The organism is Oceanitalea stevensii, assembly GCF_014837105.1.
Lineage (GTDB): Bacteria > Actinomycetota > Actinomycetes > Actinomycetales > Actinomycetaceae > Oceanitalea > Oceanitalea stevensii.
Map to the genome: position 1 here is coordinate 1241476 of NZ_JACSPO010000001.1, position 16558 is coordinate 1258033.

The 16558-nt window shown below is 74.3% G+C and carries 14 protein-coding genes and 1 riboswitch; of the genes, 5 read left to right on the top strand and 9 right to left on the bottom strand.

Annotated elements, in window-relative coordinates; all coding sequences use genetic code 11:
* Positions 1-7 precede the first annotated feature (7 nt).
* The 6 genes from H9624_RS05810 to purL all read right to left on the bottom strand — a co-directional run bounded on the left by H9624_RS05810 (position 8) and on the right by purL (position 5836).
* Positions 8-421: a hypothetical protein gene (locus tag H9624_RS05810; protein WP_251838884.1), complete on the bottom strand. Its 414-nt coding sequence runs from the start codon at positions 419-421 to the stop codon at positions 8-10.
* Positions 422-464: 43 nt separating this feature from the next.
* Positions 465-839 carry a sterol carrier family protein gene (locus H9624_RS05815; RefSeq protein ID WP_504740232.1) on the bottom strand — a complete coding sequence of 125 codons (375 nt, stop codon included), beginning with the start codon at positions 837-839 and terminating at the stop codon, positions 465-467.
* Between the two features lie 20 nt (positions 840-859).
* Positions 860-1576 carry a copper homeostasis protein CutC gene (locus H9624_RS05820; RefSeq protein WP_251838885.1) on the bottom strand — a complete coding sequence of 239 codons (717 nt, stop codon included), beginning with the start codon at positions 1574-1576 and terminating at the stop codon, positions 860-862.
* A 69-nt stretch (positions 1577-1645) separates the two neighbouring features.
* Positions 1646-2065, bottom strand: coding sequence for a DUF2255 family protein (locus H9624_RS05825; RefSeq protein ID WP_251838886.1), 420 nt, complete (start codon positions 2063-2065; stop codon positions 1646-1648).
* 56 nt (positions 2066-2121) lie between these two features.
* On the bottom strand, positions 2122-3459 hold the full coding sequence (gene gdhA, locus H9624_RS05830) for an NADP-specific glutamate dehydrogenase (RefSeq protein WP_251838887.1): 1338 nt from the start codon (positions 3457-3459) through the stop codon (positions 2122-2124).
* 55 nt (positions 3460-3514) lie between these two features.
* Positions 3515-5836, bottom strand: a complete 2322-nt coding sequence (gene purL / locus H9624_RS05835; protein ID WP_251838888.1) for a phosphoribosylformylglycinamidine synthase subunit PurL — start codon at positions 5834-5836, stop codon at positions 3515-3517.
* Between the two features lie 215 nt (positions 5837-6051).
* Between purL and H9624_RS05840 the strand changes: the two genes are divergently transcribed.
* Positions 6052-7407 (top strand): HNH endonuclease, encoded by a 1356-nt coding sequence (locus tag H9624_RS05840; protein WP_251838889.1) that lies wholly within the window; start codon positions 6052-6054, stop codon positions 7405-7407.
* An 84-nt stretch (positions 7408-7491) separates the two neighbouring features.
* On the opposite strand, the gene H9624_RS05845 is transcribed toward H9624_RS05840, so the two are convergent.
* Entirely contained in the window at positions 7492-9645 is a 2154-nt protein-coding gene (locus H9624_RS05845; RefSeq protein WP_251838890.1) for an acyl-CoA dehydrogenase family protein, read from the bottom strand.
* A complete protein-coding gene (locus H9624_RS05850) occupies positions 9642-10418 on the bottom strand; it encodes a TetR/AcrR family transcriptional regulator (protein WP_251838891.1) in 777 nt (258 codons plus the stop codon). The genes H9624_RS05845 and H9624_RS05850 overlap by 4 nt, the downstream gene beginning before the upstream one ends.
* Positions 10419-10500: 82 nt before the next feature.
* Here H9624_RS05850 and H9624_RS05855 point away from each other — a divergent pair, with 82 nt between their 5' ends.
* From H9624_RS05855 to H9624_RS05865, 3 genes are read left to right on the top strand one after another with little or no spacing between them, the layout of a single operon-like run.
* Complete coding sequence (locus H9624_RS05855) at positions 10501-11799, top strand: acetyl-CoA C-acetyltransferase (protein ID WP_251838892.1); 1299 nt, start codon at positions 10501-10503, stop codon at positions 11797-11799.
* Positions 11799-13160, top strand: a complete 1362-nt coding sequence (locus H9624_RS05860) for a 3-oxoacyl-ACP reductase (RefSeq protein ID WP_251838893.1) — start codon at positions 11799-11801, stop codon at positions 13158-13160. The genes H9624_RS05855 and H9624_RS05860 overlap by 1 nt, the downstream gene beginning before the upstream one ends.
* Positions 13160-14041, top strand: coding sequence for a MaoC/PaaZ C-terminal domain-containing protein (locus H9624_RS05865; protein WP_251838894.1), 882 nt, complete (start codon positions 13160-13162; stop codon positions 14039-14041). Before H9624_RS05860 ends, H9624_RS05865 begins: the two co-directional genes overlap by 1 nt.
* On the opposite strand, the gene H9624_RS05870 is transcribed toward H9624_RS05865, so the two are convergent.
* Positions 13997-15007, bottom strand: a complete 1011-nt coding sequence (locus H9624_RS05870) for a DMT family transporter (RefSeq protein ID WP_251838895.1) — start codon at positions 15005-15007, stop codon at positions 13997-13999. The two genes, H9624_RS05865 and H9624_RS05870, sit on opposite strands and share 45 nt — an antisense overlap.
* Positions 15008-15153: 146 nt before the next feature.
* Positions 15154-15241, bottom strand: a riboswitch (glycine riboswitch).
* 201 nt (positions 15242-15442) lie between these two features.
* Here H9624_RS05870 and ald point away from each other — a divergent pair.
* Positions 15443-16558 (top strand): alanine dehydrogenase, encoded by a 1116-nt coding sequence (gene ald / locus H9624_RS05875; RefSeq protein ID WP_251838896.1) that lies wholly within the window; start codon positions 15443-15445, stop codon positions 16556-16558.

The following is a 16558-nucleotide window of genomic DNA, read 5'->3' on the forward strand; positions in this document are numbered from 1 at the left end:
GCCGCGCTCAGTCCCGGCCACGGCGGCGCAGGGACCTGCGGTCGGCGACGAGCGCCCAGGTGAGGCCCGCGAAGACGCCGACGGTACCGGTCGCCAGGAGCAGGAGGAGGAACAGCGTGCCGCGCGGGAGGTTGTCCGCGCCCACCGGGAGGACGGTGAGGACCAGCGCGACGACGACGCCGAGGAGGAGGCCGAGGAAACCGAACCGCCCGTAGCGGGGGGCGCGCCGCACCCGGCTCGGGTCGGCGACGTCGACCGCCCGGGCGACGGGGGCGTCCTCGGCGGATGCGGCGGCGTCGGGCGCGGTGTCGGCCGCGGGTGCGGCGGCGTCCGCGGGTGCGGCGTCCGTGGGAGGCGCGACGTCGGCGGGAGGTGCGGCGGGGTCGGGGGACGCGGCGGGGGCGGGCTCGGGCGTGCTCACGCGGTCAAACGTACCCCGCGGCCCGCGCGTGCTCTCGCCCGCGCTACCGGGTGATGAGCGGGAGCACGCCGGAGAGGTCGGCGCGGATGCCGGAGGCCGTCACCGCGCCGGACCTGCGGGCCTCGTCCCAGGAGAGGCGGCCGGTCGCCATGCGCAGCCACGTCTGCATGTCGGTCTCCACGACGTTGGGCGGGGTGCCCCGGGTGTGCCGCGGTCCGGCGATGGCCTGGACGGCCGCGGCGGGCGGCACCCGCACCTCGACGGAGTTGCCGGGCGAGCCCACCGCGAGCTCCTCGAGGGTGAAGCGGACCGCCGTGCGGACGACGGCGGCCGGCACCTGATCCCCGGCGTCCTCGGCGGCGCGCCACTGCCGCAGTGCCGCCATGCCCTCGCCGGGGTCGATGCGTCGTCGTGCCACGGGGACACCGTAGCCGGGGATCAGCGGCCGGCGAGCGCGGCCCGGACTCCCTCGAGAACGTCCCGGTCGGTGACGTCGTACCCCGGGCGTCCGCCCCCCGGGCCGGAGGGGCCGCCGTCGGGGACGTGCCGCCGTGCCGAGAGATGGATCGCGTCGACACCGGCGTCCACGAGCGCGGGCACGTCCTCGGGTCGCAGGCCGCCGCCCGCCATCACCTGCAGGCGCCCGCCGGCCGCCTCGACCATCCGGCGCAGGGTGGGGACGCCGTCGGCGACGGTCGGCGCACCACCGGAGGTGAGGACGCGCGTGAACCCGAGCCTGGCGAGGTCGTCGAGGGCGGCGGCCGGGTCGGGGAGCACGTCGACGCAGCGGTGGGCGGTCACCTCCAGGCCCTCGGCGGCGTACTGGAGCGCCTCGAGGGCGTGCCGGTCGAGCGTGTCCTTGGCCGTGAGGGCGCCAACGACGACGCCCGCGGCTCCGGCGTCGACGAGGGCCTCGATGTCCCGCACCATGAGGGACACCTCGGTCGCCGAGTACCGGAAACCCCCGGGGCGGGGCCGGACGAGGACGTGCACGGGGACACCGGTGGCGACCACGGCCTCGACCATGGCGATGCTGGGCGTGAGCCCACCGACGTCGAGCGCCGAGCACAGCTCGACCCGGTCCGCGCCCGTGTCCCGGGCCAGCGCGGCCCCGCTCGCGTCCTGGACCGCGACCTCCAGCTGCAGCTCACCCATGCGTCAACGATCCCGCATGCGGCGGGCCGGCGCCGCACGCGCCGGCGTGACGGCGGCCTCAGCGCGGGCTCACGCCCCGGCCGGCTCGACGCGGAGCGTGGCGGCGCGGGCCTCCTCGCTGCGCGTGGGGTCGATCGAGGAGCGCGGCGCGTGCGCGTACTTGCGCTCGAGCTCCTCGTCGACGCGGTCCTGGACGGGGTCGTCCGCGGGGACGTGGGTGACGTGGACCGTCTCGCGCGGGAGGTCCAGCGCCGCGTCCCGGTCGCGCTCCGCGACGGCGCCGTCGCCCAGGGCGATCGCCACCGGGCGGCCGGACAGCGCGTGCCGGTACCACCACGAGCCGGCGCCGTAGGCCGACCGCAGGTACGGCACGCCGTCGACGACCATCGCCCAGATCGGCGTCGCGACCGGCTGACCGCCGGCCCTCGTCGTCACCACGGCCACGACCTCGGTGCGGTCGAGGTGGTCCCTCACGTCCTCGAAGCTCATGACAGACCGAACCGCGGGAACCCCGAAGGTGTTCCCGCGGCTCGGTGAGGGCTGGGTCAGATGACGCCCTGGGCGAGCATCGCGTCGGCGACCTTGATGAAGCCGGCGATGTTCGCGCCGACGACGTAGTCGCCCGGACGGCCGTACTCGTCGGCGGTGGCGGCGCAGCGCGCGTGGACGTCGCGCATGATGTCGGCGAGCCGCTCCTCGGTGTACTCGAAGGTCCACGAGTCCCGGCTGGCGTTCTGCTGCATCTCGAGCGCGGAGGTCGCCACGCCGCCGGCGTTGGCCGCCTTGCCCGGCGCGAAGAGCGTGCCGGCCTCCTGGAAGAGCCGCAGCGCCTCCGGGGTGGTGGGCATGTTGGCGCCCTCGGCGACGGCGACGACCCCGTTCGTGAGCAGCGTGCGTGCGTCGTTCTCGTCGAGCTCGTTCTGGGTGGCGCAGGGCAGCGCGACGTCGGTGGGGACGTCCCAGATCGAGCCGTCGGTGACGAGGCGGGAGCCGGGACGACGGTCGACGTAGTCCTTGGCGCGGCCGCGGTCGACGAGCTTGACCTCCTTGAGGAGCTCGAGGTCGACACCCGCCTCGTCGACGACGTAGCCGGAGGAGTCGGAGAAGGCGACGGCGGTGGCGCCGAGCTGGGTCGCCTTCTCGATGGCGAAGATCGCGACGTTGCCGGAGCCGGAGACGGTGACGCGGCGGCCGTCGAGGTCCTGGCCCTTCGTCGCGAGCATCTCGTTGGCGAACAGGACGGTGCCGTAGCCGGTGGCCTCGGTTCGCACGAGGGACCCGCCCCAGCTGATGCCCTTGCCCGTGAGGACCCCGGACTCGTAGCGGTTGGTGATCCGCTTGTACTGGCCGAAGAGGTAGCCGATCTCGCGCTGGCCCACACCGATGTCGCCCGCGGGGACGTCGGTGTACTCACCCAGGTGGCGGTAGAGCTCGGTCATGAAGGACTGGCAGAAGCGCATGATCTCGTGCTGGCTGCGGCCGCGGGGGTCGAAGTCCGAGCCGCCCTTGCCGCCGCCGATCGGCATGCCGGACAGGGCGTTCTTGAAGATCTGCTCGAAGCCGAGGAACTTGACGATGCCGAGGTACACCGAGGGGTGGAACCGCAGGCCGCCCTTGTACGGGCCGAGGGCGGAGTTGTACTCCACGCGGAAGCCGCGGTTGATGCGGACGCGGCCGGCGTCGTCGACCCACGGGACGCGGAAGATGATCTGCCGCTCGGGCTCGCACAGACGCTCGAGCACAGCCGCGTCGACGTACCGGGGGTTCTTGCGCAGGACGGGTCCCAGGGAGTCGAAGACCTCGCGGACAGCCTGGTGGAACTCGGCCTCACCGGGGTTGCGGCGAAGCACCTCCTCGTAGGCGTGCTCGAGCTGCTGTTCCATGGACCACTCCTTCATCTGGACGTACAGGGCCCGGCGGGGGCGCCGGGGGTGGTGCTCAGCCGAAGTGGGCGGGCAGGGTCGCCGTGGCGGCCTCCCGCAGCTCGCTGAGCGGCAGCGTGCCGACACCGTCGATGTCGAGCACGGGACGGCCCTCGTGGGACTCGGGGCCGGTGTCGTCGGTGGTGCCGATGCGCAGGAGCGCGACGCCGCGGGCCGTGCACAGGTCCTGGAGGTGGACCTCCTGGCTGCGCGGGACGGAGACGACGGCGCGTGCCCCGCTCTCGGAGAACAGGGCGGTGGCGAGGTCGACGCCGTCGCGCTCGCACAGCGCGGTGAGGTCGACGCGGGCGCCGACGTCGAAGCGCAGGCACGAGTCGACGAGCGCCTGGAGCAGGCCACCGGTGGACAGGTCGTGCGCGGACTCGACGATCCGGTCGCGGGAGACGTTGACGAGCACCTCCGCGAGCCGGCGCTCGGCCGCGAGGTCGACGGCGGGCGGCCGACCACCGAGGTGGCCGTGGACGACGTCGGCCCAGGCGGAGCCGGACAGCTCCTCGGCCGTCGTGCCGAGGACGTAGACGGCGCGTCCGGGCGCCGTCCAGCCGGAGCGGGTGGCGCGGGTGACGTCGTCGATCACGCCGAGGACCCCGACGACGGGGGTCGGGTTGATCGAGGAGTCGACGAGGCCGGGCTCGCCCGTGCCGTTGTACAGCGAGACGTTGCCGCCGGTGACGGGCACACCGAGCTCGGCGCACGCGTCCGCCAGGCCGGTGATGGCCTGGACGAGCTGCCACATGGCGTCCGGGTCCTCGGGGGAGCCGAAGTTGAGGCAGTCGGTGACGGCGGCGGGCTGGGCGCCCACGGTCGCGACGTTCCGGTAGGCCTCGGCGAGCGCCTGCTGCGCCCCGGTGTAGGGGTCGAGCTTGGTGAAGCGGCCGTTGGCGTCGGTGCTGATCGCCACGCCCAGGCCGGTGGCCTCGTCGACGCGGACCACGCCGGCGTCGTCGGGCTGGGCCAGGGCGGTGTTGCCCTGGACGTAGCGGTCGTACTGGTCGGTGACCCACGACTTGCTCGCGAGGTTCGGGGAGGCGACCAGGCGCAGGGCCTGCTCGCGCAGCTCCTCGGGCGTGCCGGGGCGGGGCAGCCGCTCGGCGTCGTCGGCGTTGAGCGCGTCCTGCCAGGAGGGGCGCGCGTACGGGCGGTCGTAGACCGGCCCCTCGTGGGCGACGGTGCGCGGGTCGACGTCGACGATCCGCTCGCCGTGGTGGTCGATGACGAGGCGGCCGGTGTCGGTGACCTCGCCGATGACCGAGGCCTCGACGTTCCAGCGGCCGGTGATCGCGAGGAACTCCTCGAGCCGGTCGGGCCGCACGACGGCCATCATCCGCTCCTGCGACTCCGACATGAGGATCTCCCCGGCCGTCAGCTCCTCGCGGAGCAGGACGTTCTCGAGGTGGACGTGCATGCCGCCGTCGCCGTTGGAGGCGAGCTCGGAGGTGGCGCAGGAGATGCCGGCCGCACCGAGGTCCTGGATGCCCTCGACGACGCCAGCCGCGAAGAGCTCGAGGCAGCACTCGATGAGGACCTTCTCCATGAAGGGGTCCCCGACCTGGACGGCGGGCCGCTTCGTGGGGCCCTCACCGGTGAAGGTCTCGCTCGCGAGGATCGAGGCGCCGCCGATGCCGTCGCCGCCGGTGCGGGCACCGAAGAGGATCACCTGGTTGCCGACGCCGGAGGCGTTGGCGAGGTGGATGTCCTCGTGGCGCAGCACGCCCACGGCCAGGGCGTTGACGAGCGGGTTGGTCTGGTAGGAGGCGTCGAACTCGGTCTCGCCGCCGATGTTGGGCAGGCCCAGGCAGTTGCCGTAGAAGCTGATGCCGGAGACGACGCCGTGGACGACGCGCGCGGTGTCGGGGTGGTCGATCGCCCCGAAGCGCAGCTGGTCCATGACGGCCACGGGCCGCGCGCCCATCGAGATGATGTCGCGGACGATGCCGCCGACGCCGGTCGCGGCGCCCTGGTGCGGCTCGACGAAGCTCGGGTGGTTGTGCGACTCGACCTTGAAGGTCACCGCCCAGCCGTCGCCGATGTCGACGACGCCGGCGTTCTCGCCGATCCCGACGAGCAGGTGCTCGCGCATCGCCTCGGTGGTCTTCTCACCGAACTGGCGAAGGTGGGTCTTGGAGGACTTGTACGAGCAGTGCTCGGACCACATGACCGAGTACATGGCGAGCTCGGCGGCCGTGGGGCGACGACCGAGGATCTCGACGATCCCCGCGTACTCGTCGTCCTTCAGGCCGAGGTCCCGGTAGGGAAGGGTGATGTCCGGCGTGGCCGCGGCGTGCGCGACGGTGTCGGACCGGTGCTCGTCAGACATCGGTGCCCCGTAATAGGACGGTAAAGGCATGCACGGCGGACAATCTACAGCCCCTCCGGCTGCGCGGCGCAGGTGGCCACCTGGCGGACCTGCCGGCTGGGCGTGAGGCCGCGGTGCTCCACAGGGCCGGGCCGGGGCGGCGGCGTCCACAGCTCGAGGGGCACCTTTCGGCGCCATGTCGGAGAAATGTCGGTGGTGGCACCTAGCCTGGAGTCATGTCCAGCACCGACCCGACCGGCCCAGGCGCACCGCCCGCGGTGGCGCTGAGCGCGGCGGATCTCGGCGCGATGAGACGGCTGCTCGGGCGGCTGGACCCTGGGCTGTGCGTCCCGGAGGAGGCCGACGGCCGGCGCCCCGGCCTCACCGAGGCCGAGTGCATCGACCTCCTGCGCGAGCTGGAGGACCTCAAGGCCGCGGCAGCCGGGGCACAGGCGGCGGTCACGGCCCACCTGTCGCGGCTGCGGCTGGACGCCGAGCAGGCCGCCGGGGTCCCGGCCGAGCGGCGGGGCCGGGGCCTGGGCAGCGAGGTCGCCCTCGCCCGCCGCCTCTCCCCGCACCACGGCGGCCGGCACCTCGGCATGGCGCGGGCGCTGCGGGAGGACATGCCCTGCACCCTCGCGGCGCTGCGCCGGGGCGAGCTCAGCGAGTGGCGGGCCACCCTCCTCGTGCGGGAGACCATCTGCCTCGGGGCCGAGGAGCGCCGCGCGCTGGACGCCGAGCTGTGGCAGGACCCGGACCGCGTCGCCGGCATGGGCGACCGCCAGCTCGTCGCCGAGGCCAAGCGCGTCGCCTACCGGCTGGACCCGCACAGCGTCGTCGACCGCGCGGCCCGGGCCGAACGGGAGCGCTTCGTCGGCATCCGTCCCGCCCCGGACACGATGGCCTACCTCACCGCGCTCCTGCCGGTCGCCCAGGCGGTGGCCGCCCACGCGTCCCTCGGCGCCGCGGCGGACTCGGCGCGGGCAACCGGGGACGAGCGCGGCCGGGGGCAGCTCATGGCCGACGCCCTCGTCGCGCGGCTCACCGGCAGCGACGCCGAGGTGCCCGCTCGGGTACAGCTCCAGCTCGTCATGACGGACCAGTCGCTGGCGGGCGGCGACGAGCCCGCCTCCGTGCCCGAGCACGGCACCGTCCCCGCCGGCTGGGCCCGCGAGCTCCTGCGCCGGGCGCTGGCCGACGAGGGTGGCTGCGGGGTGTGGGTCCGCCGCCTCCTCACCGACCCGGCGGGCCACCTCGTCGCCATGGAGTCCCGCGCCCGCCACGCACCGCCCGGCCTCGCGCACTACATCGCCACCCGGGACGCCGGCCGGTGCCGCACCCCGCACTGCGACGCGCCGGTGCGGCACGTCGACCACGTCGTCGACCACGCCAGGGGCGGAGCGACGGACGAGAAGAACCTCGGCGGCCGGTGCGAGCGGTGCAACCTCGACAAGGCGGCGCCCGGCTGGAGCTCGCTCCCCCTCAGCCGGGGCAGTCCGGGCGCTCCCCGGGCCGGACCGGTCATCCGCACCCGCACGCCCACCGGTCACGTCTACGACTCGGCGCCGCCGCAGCTTCCCCACGCGGGGTGAGGGTCCCGTGACACCGCTGGTCCACTGCACGCCCGGTCGCGCGGGCGCGCAGTGGACCGACGGTGCTCAGGCCGGCGGCTCGTCTCAGCCGAGCCGCTCCGGCAGGGCGCGGCGGCGGCGCTGGAGCACCTCGGCCTCCTCCTGGCGGGCACGCTCCACGCCCGAGGCGATTGGTGCGCGCAGGTGCTCGGGGGTGTAGCCGAAGGCGTCGACGAGGTCGACGGCGTGGGGCCGCAGCCGGGTGAGCAGCCGGTTGATGTAGCCGGTCACCACCCGGGCGCGCTGGGCGGTGATCCGCCCGTTGACGAGGTACCAGGCGAGGTTCCGCTCGATGCGCTCCAGGCCGTAGAGGTCCCGCAGCCAGGTGAGCACCTGACGCGTGGTGCCGGCGGGCACCTGGTCGAGCGCCGCGGTGAAGGCCTCCCACTGGAGCAGCTCCGCGTGGGCGCGGGCGGCCCCGATGAGGGCGTCCTGGTGCTCGTTGAAGACGGCGGCGGCCTTCTCCGGGGGCGCGTCCTTGACCTCGCGCAGCGCGCCGGCGATCTCGGCGATCATCGTCTCGACGCGGTCCTCGAGCAGCTCGCGCTGCGCCTCCGGGTCACGCAGCTGGCCGGCGGACCGGGCCTTGGAGCCGGAGTCGAGCACCGACTGCGCGGCCCGCCGCAGCGGGGTGCGGTGCAGGGCCATGTCACCCGCACGGGCGGCGACGAATCGGGCGGCCCCGGCGATGTCGATCTTCGCCATCGACCGGCCGTAGTCGGTGAGGAGCCGCTTGCCCACGAGCTGGAGCAGGACGTTGTTGTCGCCCTCGAAGGTCGCGTAGACGTCGAAGTCCTGGCGCCAGGTGACGAGCCGGTTCTCGGCCATGTACCCGGCCCCGCCGCACGCCTCGCGCGACTCCTGGATCGCCTCCAGCGCCAGCCACGTCGACGTCGGCTTGAAGGCGGCGGCGAGCGTCTCGAGGTCCTGGCGCGACTCGTCGTCGTCGTGCTCGCCGTTGAAGACCTGGTGGAAGCGCTCGAGGAGGACGCCCTGGGAGAAGGCCGCGGCGTAGGTGCGCGCGAGGAGCGGGAGGAGACGGCGCTGGTGACGCTGGTAGTCGAGCAGGGTGACCTCGCGGTGCTCGTCGGCGCCGGTGAACTGGCGCCGCTCGTCGCCGTAGCGGACCGCGATCGACAGCGCAGCCTTGCTCACGCCCACCGCCGCGCCGCCGAGGGAGACGCGGCCCTGGACGAGGGTGCCGAGCATGGTGAAGAAGCGGCGTCCCTTGCTCTCGATCGGCGAGGAGTAGGTGCCGTCCGGGGCGACGTCGCCGTAGCGGCGCAGGAGGTTGTCGCGGGGGACGCGGACGTGCTCGAACCACAGCTGGCCGTTGTCGACACCGTTGAGCCCGCCCTTGGGGCCGTCGTCCTTGCCGCCGATCCCCGGCCGGAAGCGCAGCCCGCCGTCCTCGTCGCGCTCGCGGATCGGCACGTAGAAGGCGTGGACGCCGTGGTTGCGGCCCCGGGTGTAGAGCTGGGCGAAGACGACGGCGGCGATGCCGTGGACCGCGGCGTTGCCGATGTACTCCTTGCGCGCCGAGGGGAACGGCGTGTGGAGGACGAACTCCTCAGTGGCGGGGTCGTAGGTGGCGGTCGTGGCGATCGAGGCGACGTCGGAGCCGTGGCCCACCTCGGTCATCGCGAAGCAGCCGGGCACCTCGAGCTGCATGATCGGCGGCAGCAGCCGCGCGTGCTGCTCCGGCACGCCGAGGTGCTGGACGGCCGAGCCGAACAGCCCCCACTGGACGCCGCCCTTGATCTGGAGGGAGGGGTCGGACAGGAAGAGCTCCTCGAAGCCGGCGAGGTTGCCGCCCGGGTCTCCCCCGCCGCCGAGCTCCTTCGGGAAGCCGCGCAGCACCTCGCTGCGGCCCACGAGCTCGCGAAGCTGCCACATCACCCGTTCGCGGTACTCGGCGACGGTCTGGTCGGGCAGGCGCTGGAAGTCCGGCTCGAGGGCGAGGTCGCGCGAGGCCCGGCGCTGCTCGCGCCAGCGGCCGTCGAGCGCGTCAGCGACGGCCTGCCGGTCGAAGGCCTCGCCGGGGGCGACGGCGGTGTCCGGGCTCAGCGCCGACGTCGCCGTGGCGACGGGGGCCGGCTGGGCGGCGTCGGACTCGTCGGGCAGGTCCGGTGCCACCGGGCGGGCGGACCGCTCGCGGTGGGCGGCGTCGTCCTCGCGGTGGGTGGTCGTGGTGGTCATGACGGGTCTCCGATCGCGTCGTCGGTCTCGGTGCGGGTGCTGGCGTTGCGGGAGCGTCGGGCGACGCCCATCGCCCCCGTCCACAGCCAGTCGGTGATGTGGGCCGCGAGCGCCGCGCGGTCCAGGGTGGCGATGCCACCCTCGACGGCGGGAGCGCCGTCGGCGGTGACGGCCCGGGAGTCGGCGGCGCCCTCGGGGGTGAGGCTGCGCGCGGCGATCCAGCGCTCGGCGACGCTGCGGACGTGCCCGACGACACCGGCTCCCCACAGGGCGGCGAGCGCGTGGTCCTCCTGCGCCGCCCCGCCGCCGTGACGGAGGACGGGCAGCAGCGCCTCGGCGACGATGTCCTCGATCTCCGCGACGAAGCCACGCAGGGCGCCCGCGGTGGCGGTGGCCTCGGGCTGGGTGACGAAGGCGTAGACCCCGGCGGAGGACTCGACGATGCCGAGGTAGACGTCGACCATGGCGGCGATGCGGTCCCGCGGGCGGGTCACCCGCTGGCTCACCACGCCGAGTGCGCCGCGGAGGTCCTCGATGACCGCGGCACCCACGGCGCCCTGCAGGCCGGACTTGTCGCTGAAGTAGCGGTAGATGATCGACTTCGAGGTACCGATCTCCGCGGCGAGGTCGTCCATCGAGAGGTCCGGGCCGCGGTGGTGCACCGCCCGGCGGGCGGCGCGCACGAGCTCGGCACGGCGCGAGCTGCGGTGCTCGGCCCAGCGGGCGTCACGACCGTCCACGCGTACGTCGTCCTCGGCAGGTGTGCTCGGCATCACGAAACCGAGAGTATCAGGTACTCTGAGTTTCACGATGGCCAGGGACCTTCGTCCCCTCCCGACCTGAAGGAACAACGCCGTGACCTCATCCATCCGCCCGGCAGTCGTCGTCGGGGCGAACCGCATCCCCTTCGCCCGCGCCGGTGGCCGCTACGCCGCGTCGTCCAACAAGGACATGCTCACCGCCGCCCTCGAGGGCCTCGTCGCGCGCTTCGGCCTCGCCGGTGAACGCCTCGACGAGGTGAGCGCCGGTGCCGTCCTCAAGCACTCCCGCGACTTCAACCTCACCCGCGAGGTCGTCCTCGGCTCCTCCCTCGACCCGCACACGCCCGCCTACGACGTCCAGCGCGCCTGCGCCACGGGCCTGGAGGCGATCGTCGGGGTGAGCAACAAGATCGCCCTCGGTCAGGTCGAGGTGGGTGTCGGCGGTGGCGTCGACTCCGCCTCCGACGCCCCGATCGTCGTCTCCGACCGCCTGCGGCGCACCATCCTGCGCGCCTCCCGCGCCAAGAGCCTGCCCGAGCGCCTCAAGGTCCTCGCCGCGATCCGGCCGAAGGACCTCGCGCCGGTGGCCCCCGACACCGCCGAGCCGCGCACGGGGCTGAGCATGGGCCAGCACCAGGCCATCACCACCGAGCGCTGGGGCATCACCCGCGAGCAGCAGGACGAGCTCGCGCTGCGCTCCCACCAGAACCTCGCCGCCGCCTACGACCGCGGCTTCTTCGACGACCTCCTCACCCCCTACCGCGGCGTCACCCGTGACGAGTTCCTCCGCGCCGACACCTCGATGGACAAGCTCGGCAAGCTCCGCACCGCCTTCACCGCCCCGGGCAGCGACAACCCGACGATGACGGCGGGCAACTCCACGCCGCTGTCCGACGGCGCCTCCGCCGTCCTGCTCGCCACCGAGGAGTGGGCCGCCGAGCGCGGTCTGCCCGCCCTGGCCCGCGTCGTCGACGCCCAGACGGCGGCGGTCGACTTCACCAGCGGGGCCGAGGGCCTCCTCATGGGCGGCTGCTACGCCGTGCCGCGCCTGCTCGAGCGCCACGGCCTCACGCTCGAGGACTTCGACTTCGTCGAGATCCACGAGGCCTTCGCCAGCACCGTGCTCTCCACACTCGCCGCGTGGGACGACGCCGAGTTCTGCCGCGAGCGCCTGGGCCGCGGGCCGCTCGGCGCCGTCGCGCCGGACCGGCTCAACGTCACCGGCTCCTCCCTCGCCGCCGGGCACCCCTTCGGCGCCACCGGCGGGCGGATCGTCGGCACCCTGGCCAAGCTCCTCGCGGAGAAGAAGGCCGCGACCGGCGCCCCCGTCCGCGGCCTCATCTCCGTCTGCGCCGCCGGCGGGCAGGCCACCGCGATGATCCTGGAGGCGTGATGAGCGACCGCTACCTCGACCTCGTCTCCGGTGGCCCCGGCAAGTCCGCGGCCAAGAAGCTCGGGCTGCCCCAGCCCGTCCGCCTGCGGCGCACCGACCCCGGCAGCGTCGACCAGCCGCTCGTGCCGGGCCCCGTGCTCGTCCTCGACGACGGCGCCTCGCTGCCCGCCGCCGACGAGCTCGCCGAGACCCTCCTCGGCTGGGACCTCGACGTCCGGCGCGACCCCCAGGAGCTGGCCAAGGGCCGGCGCTGGGGCGCCGTCGTCCTCGTCCTCACCGAGGCGGCCTCGCCGGCAGCGCTCGCCGGGCCCGTCCTCGCGCTCGGCGGCGTGCTGCGCCGCCTCGCCCCCGGGGGCCGGGTCGTCACCGTGTCCCGCCGCGCCGACGACGCGCGCGAGCCCGCCGTCGTCGCCGTCCGGCAGGGCGTGGACGGCTTCCTGCGCTCCCTCGCCAAGGAGCTGCGCGCCGGGGCGACCGCCAACGGCGTCGTCCTGGGGCAGGACGTGCCGGTCGGCGCACCGTCGGCCGTCGGTGCCGTGCGCTTCTTCCTCTCGGCCCGGTCGGCCTTCGTCGACGGGCAGCTGCTCCACGTCACCTCCGCCGACGGCGTGGCCCCGGCCGACTGGACCCGTCCCCTCGAGGGGATGGTCGCCGTCGTCACCGGTGCCGCCCGCGGCATCGGCGCGGCGATCGTCTCGGTCCTCGCCCGCGACGGCGCACGCGTCGTCGGCGTCGACGTGCCGGCCGCAGGCGAGGCGCTGAGCCGGGTGATGAACGAGGTCCGCGGCAGTGCGCTGCAGCTCGACATCACCGCGGAGGACGCCGCCGAGCGGATCCTCGTACACGTGCGCGAGCGCTACGGGCGTCTCGACGTCGTCGTCCACAACGCCGGCATCCTGCGCGACAAGCTGCTCGCCAACATGACCGACGACCGCTGGAACGACCTCCTGGCCGTCAACGTCCTCGCCCCGCTGCGGATGAACGAGACCTTCGCCGAGGAGCTCGGCGCGGGCGGGCGGATCATCTCCCTCGCCTCGACCTCCGGGATCGCCGGCAACCGCGGGCAGACGAACTACGCGGCGGCCAAGGCCGGGATCATCGGGATGACGCGCGCGCTCGCACCGGTCGTCGCGGCGAGCGGCGCCACGGCCAACGCCGTCGCGCCGGGGTTCATCGAGACCGACATGACGGCGAAGATCCCGCCGGTCCCGCGGCAGGTGGCCCGCCGGGCGAACTCGCTGCAGCAGGGCGGCCAGCCGGTGGACGTCGCCGAGGCCATCGCCTTCCTCGCCTCGCCGCAGGCCGGTGGGGTCAACGGGCAGACGCTGCGGGTGTGCGGCCAGAACCTGGTGGGGCAGTGATGCGCGAGCAGCGTCTCGAGCCGGTCCCCAGCCTCGGCTCGCTGTACTCGCGCGCCCTGGCGGCCACGGCGCGCACGACGATGCGCCGCGGCCCGGTGGCCGACCGCCTCCCCGACGTCGCCTACGTCGCGGGCGGCCTGCGTGCCGACCCCGCCACCCTCTCGGCCTACCAGGAGCTCCTCGGGGAGCCGGGCACCGACGAGCTGCCCGCCGGCTACGTCCACGTGCTCGCCTTCCCGCTCGCCATGGCGCTCATGGTCCGGCCCGACTTCCCGCTCCCCGTGCTCGGCATGGTCCACACGGCCAACCGGGTGGTCCAGCACCGGCCGGTGCTGCTCGGCGAGGAGCTGAGCGCACGGGCCGAGGCCCGCTCCCCGCGGGCGCACCGCAAGGGCACGCTCGTCGACCTCGCCGTCACGGTCGAGGCCGGCGGGGAGACCGTCTGGGAGGGCGTGTCGACCTACCTGGCCCGTGGCACCCGGCTGCCGGGAGCGGCGGAGGAGGCGCCGTCGTCGTCCACGGACGAGGAGCCGGGCGGCGACGTCGTCGCGGTGTGGTCGCTGGGGGCTGACACCGGCAAGCGTTACGCGGAGGTGTCCGGCGACCGCAACCCCATCCACGTGTCGCGGCTCGGGGCGAGGGCCTTCGGCTTCCCGCGGCCCATCGCGCACGGGATGTACACCGCCTCCCGGGCGCTGGCCCAGCTCGCCCGCTTCCGCGGTGACGCCTTCACCTGGGAGGTGGAGTTCGCGAAACCGGTGCTGCTGCCGGGGAAGGTCGCGCTGAGCGTCGACCCGGCCGGCGAGGGCGTGCGCTACGCCGGTCACCACCCGAGGTCAGGCCGTCTCCACCTCAGCGGGACGGTCACCCCGCGCACCTGACGGTGCGGCGCCGGTCCCGACGGGCCGGCGCCGCCCGAGCGCGACGACCATCGCGACGACGATGAGGCCCGCGCCGACCCAGGCGAGCGGCGAGACCGCCTCGGCGTACACCGCGGCCCCGAGGAGCATGGCGACGACGACCTCCCAGTAGGACAGCGCCGAGAGCTCCACCGAGCGCAGGTGCATGCCTGCAACGACGAGCAGCCCGAGCGCGAGGAAGCCGCACACGACGAAGAAGACGGCCGCCCACACCCAGTTCTCCACGGTCATCCCCGACATGTCCGGGCGCGTGACGGCGACCATCCCGGCGGCGCCGAGGGCACCGAAGGTGAAGTTCCAGAAGTTGCGGACGTCCGCCGGCATGTCGGCCCGGTAGCGGTAGCACAGCAGGGCCGCGCCGTAGAGCACGCCGGACACGGCGGCGAGGACGTCGCCGAGGAGCTGGTCGCCCGTCGGGACGGCGGGGGTGTCGACCAGGCCGGTGGCGAGCATCATCCCGGCGAAGCTGAGGCCGAGGGAGGCGAGCTCGACGCCCCGGGCGCGCTCCTTGAGGATGACGCGCGCGAGGACGGTCGCGATGACCGGCCCGAGGTAGTGGAGGGCGACGGCGCGGGAGAGCACGGTGAGGACCGTCGCCGAGAGGTAGGTGGCCAGGGACAGGCCGAGGAAGACGCCCCCGAGGACGACCGACCGCGAGACGCGGGTGCGGCGCAGCACCGACAGGCGGCGCCCGGCGGCGAGGATGACGACCATCCCCAGCGCGCCCACGGCCATCCGCCCGAGCGTGAGCGTCTCGCCGATGACGGCCCCCGGCGGGGAGGCGAGCCGCCCGAAGACGCCGGCCAGGCCCATCGCGCTGGCCGAGGCGATGATCGCGAGGACGCCGAGCCGGCGGCGCATCCGCGGGACGGCGGGGCGGGGGGTGGGCGCGGGGGCGCGCAGGGGGATGTCGACAGCCAGGGCCAACGGGACTCCTCGGGATGACGAGCGCGCGAGGGCGCGCGTGAGCAGGGACCGTTCCCCGCTCTGTCATCGGACCTGAGAGTTTTCTGCGGGCGTGGTGCCCGCACTTCCCCGTCGGTGAGCCCCTGAGGGCTGCTTTCCAGAGGTGCCTCGCCGTGGCGGTATGGGGGCCTGAGAGTTTCCGGGGAGGTTGCTCCTTCGGCGCCCGCCTGCGCGGGTCTCTCCCGCCGCGAATCGAAGGCTGTGAAGTTGTCGCCACAAGTCTCTCACACGGCGGGGTCCGCCCTCGAAGGAGCCTCCACAGCTCCGTCCACAGGCTGCGGGCGCTCCCTGTGTGTATGTGCACAACCCTGTGGACACAACCTGTGGACAGATGGCCGCCGGATGACCGCCGGGTGAACGGGCGCCCGTCCGCGGCGGACCTGCGAGGATGCCCGCATGAGGATCGCAGTGCCGCGAGAGGTCATGGACTCCGAGGGCCGCGTGGCCATCACCCCCTCGGGGGTGCACGAGCTCGTCCGCCACGGGCACGAGGTCGGCGTGGAGACCGGTGCCGGGACGTCGACGTCGATCGCCGACGCCGACTTCACCGCGGCGGGCGCCACGGTGCTGCCCGACGCGGCCACCACGTGGGGCTTCGGCGAGCTCGTGCTCAAGGTCAAGGAGCCGGTCCCCGAGGAGTACCCCCTGCTCCGCGAGGGGCAGACGCTGTTCACCTACCTCCACCTCGCGGCCGACCGCGCGCTCACCGAGGAGCTCGTGCGTCGCCGCGTCACGTCCGTCGCCTACGAGACCGTCGAGCTGCCCGACCGCTCCCTGCCCCTCCTCGCGCCGATGAGCGAGATCGCCGGCCGGCTCGCGCCGCAGGTGGGCGCCCACAGCCTGATGAGCGCCCAGGGCGGCCGCGGGGTGCTGCTGGGCGGGGTGTCAGGGGTGTACTCGGCGCGGGTCGTCGTCATCGGCGCGGGCGTGGCCGGGATGAACGCCGCCGCGATGGCGGTGGGGATGCACGCGGACGTCGTCCTCATGGACCGCGACGTGAGCCGGCTGCGGCAGGCCGACGCCCTGTACCAGGGCCGCTGCCAGACCGTCATGTCCAACGCCTACGAGATCGAGCGGGCCATCACCGAGGCGGACCTCGTCATCGGTGCCGTGCTGCTCCCGGGGGCGCGCACGCCCCGCCTCGTGACGAACGAGCAGATCGCGACGATGAGGCCGGGGTCCGTCGTCGTCGACATCTCCGTGGACCAGGGCGGCTGCTTCGCCGACTCGCGGCCCACCACCCACTCCGACCCGACCTACCGGGTGCACGACACGGTCTTCTACTGCGTGAGCAACATGCCCGGCGCCGTGTCCCACACCTCCACCTACGCGCTGACCAACGTCACCGTCCCCTACGCGCTCGCGCTGGCGAACAGCGGCTGGCGCGAGGCGATGCGGGCCGATCGCGCCCTGGCCCTGGGCCTGGCCACCCACGACGGCGCGCTCGTGTCCGCCCCGGTGGCCGAGGCGCACGGGATGGAGCACACGCCGCTGGAGTCGGTCCTCGCCTGA

What these genes read in the sequence shown, in the direction of transcription:
- H9624_RS05820 (WP_251838885.1), bottom strand. Translation starts at nt 1,576, where the DNA reads ATGGGTGAGCTGCAGCTGGAGGTCGCGGTCCAGGACGCGAGCGGGGCC.
- H9624_RS05825 (WP_251838886.1), bottom strand. Translation starts at nt 2,065, where the DNA reads ATGAGCTTCGAGGACGTGAGGGACCACCTCGACCGCACCGAGGTCGTG.
- gdhA (WP_251838887.1), bottom strand. Translation starts at nt 3,459, where the DNA reads ATGGAACAGCAGCTCGAGCACGCCTACGAGGAGGTGCTTCGCCGCAAC.
- purL (WP_251838888.1), bottom strand. Translation starts at nt 5,836, where the DNA reads ATGTCTGACGAGCACCGGTCCGACACCGTCGCGCACGCCGCGGCCACG.
- H9624_RS05840 (WP_251838889.1), top strand. Translation starts at nt 6,052, where the DNA reads ATGTCCAGCACCGACCCGACCGGCCCAGGCGCACCGCCCGCGGTGGCG.
- H9624_RS05845 (WP_251838890.1), bottom strand. Translation starts at nt 9,645, where the DNA reads ATGACCACCACGACCACCCACCGCGAGGACGACGCCGCCCACCGCGAG.
- H9624_RS05850 (WP_251838891.1), bottom strand. Translation starts at nt 10,418, where the DNA reads ATGCCGAGCACACCTGCCGAGGACGACGTACGCGTGGACGGTCGTGAC.
- H9624_RS05860 (WP_251838893.1), top strand. Translation starts at nt 11,799, where the DNA reads ATGAGCGACCGCTACCTCGACCTCGTCTCCGGTGGCCCCGGCAAGTCC.
- H9624_RS05865 (WP_251838894.1), top strand. Translation starts at nt 13,160, where the DNA reads ATGCGCGAGCAGCGTCTCGAGCCGGTCCCCAGCCTCGGCTCGCTGTAC.
- ald (WP_251838896.1), top strand. Translation starts at nt 15,443, where the DNA reads ATGAGGATCGCAGTGCCGCGAGAGGTCATGGACTCCGAGGGCCGCGTG.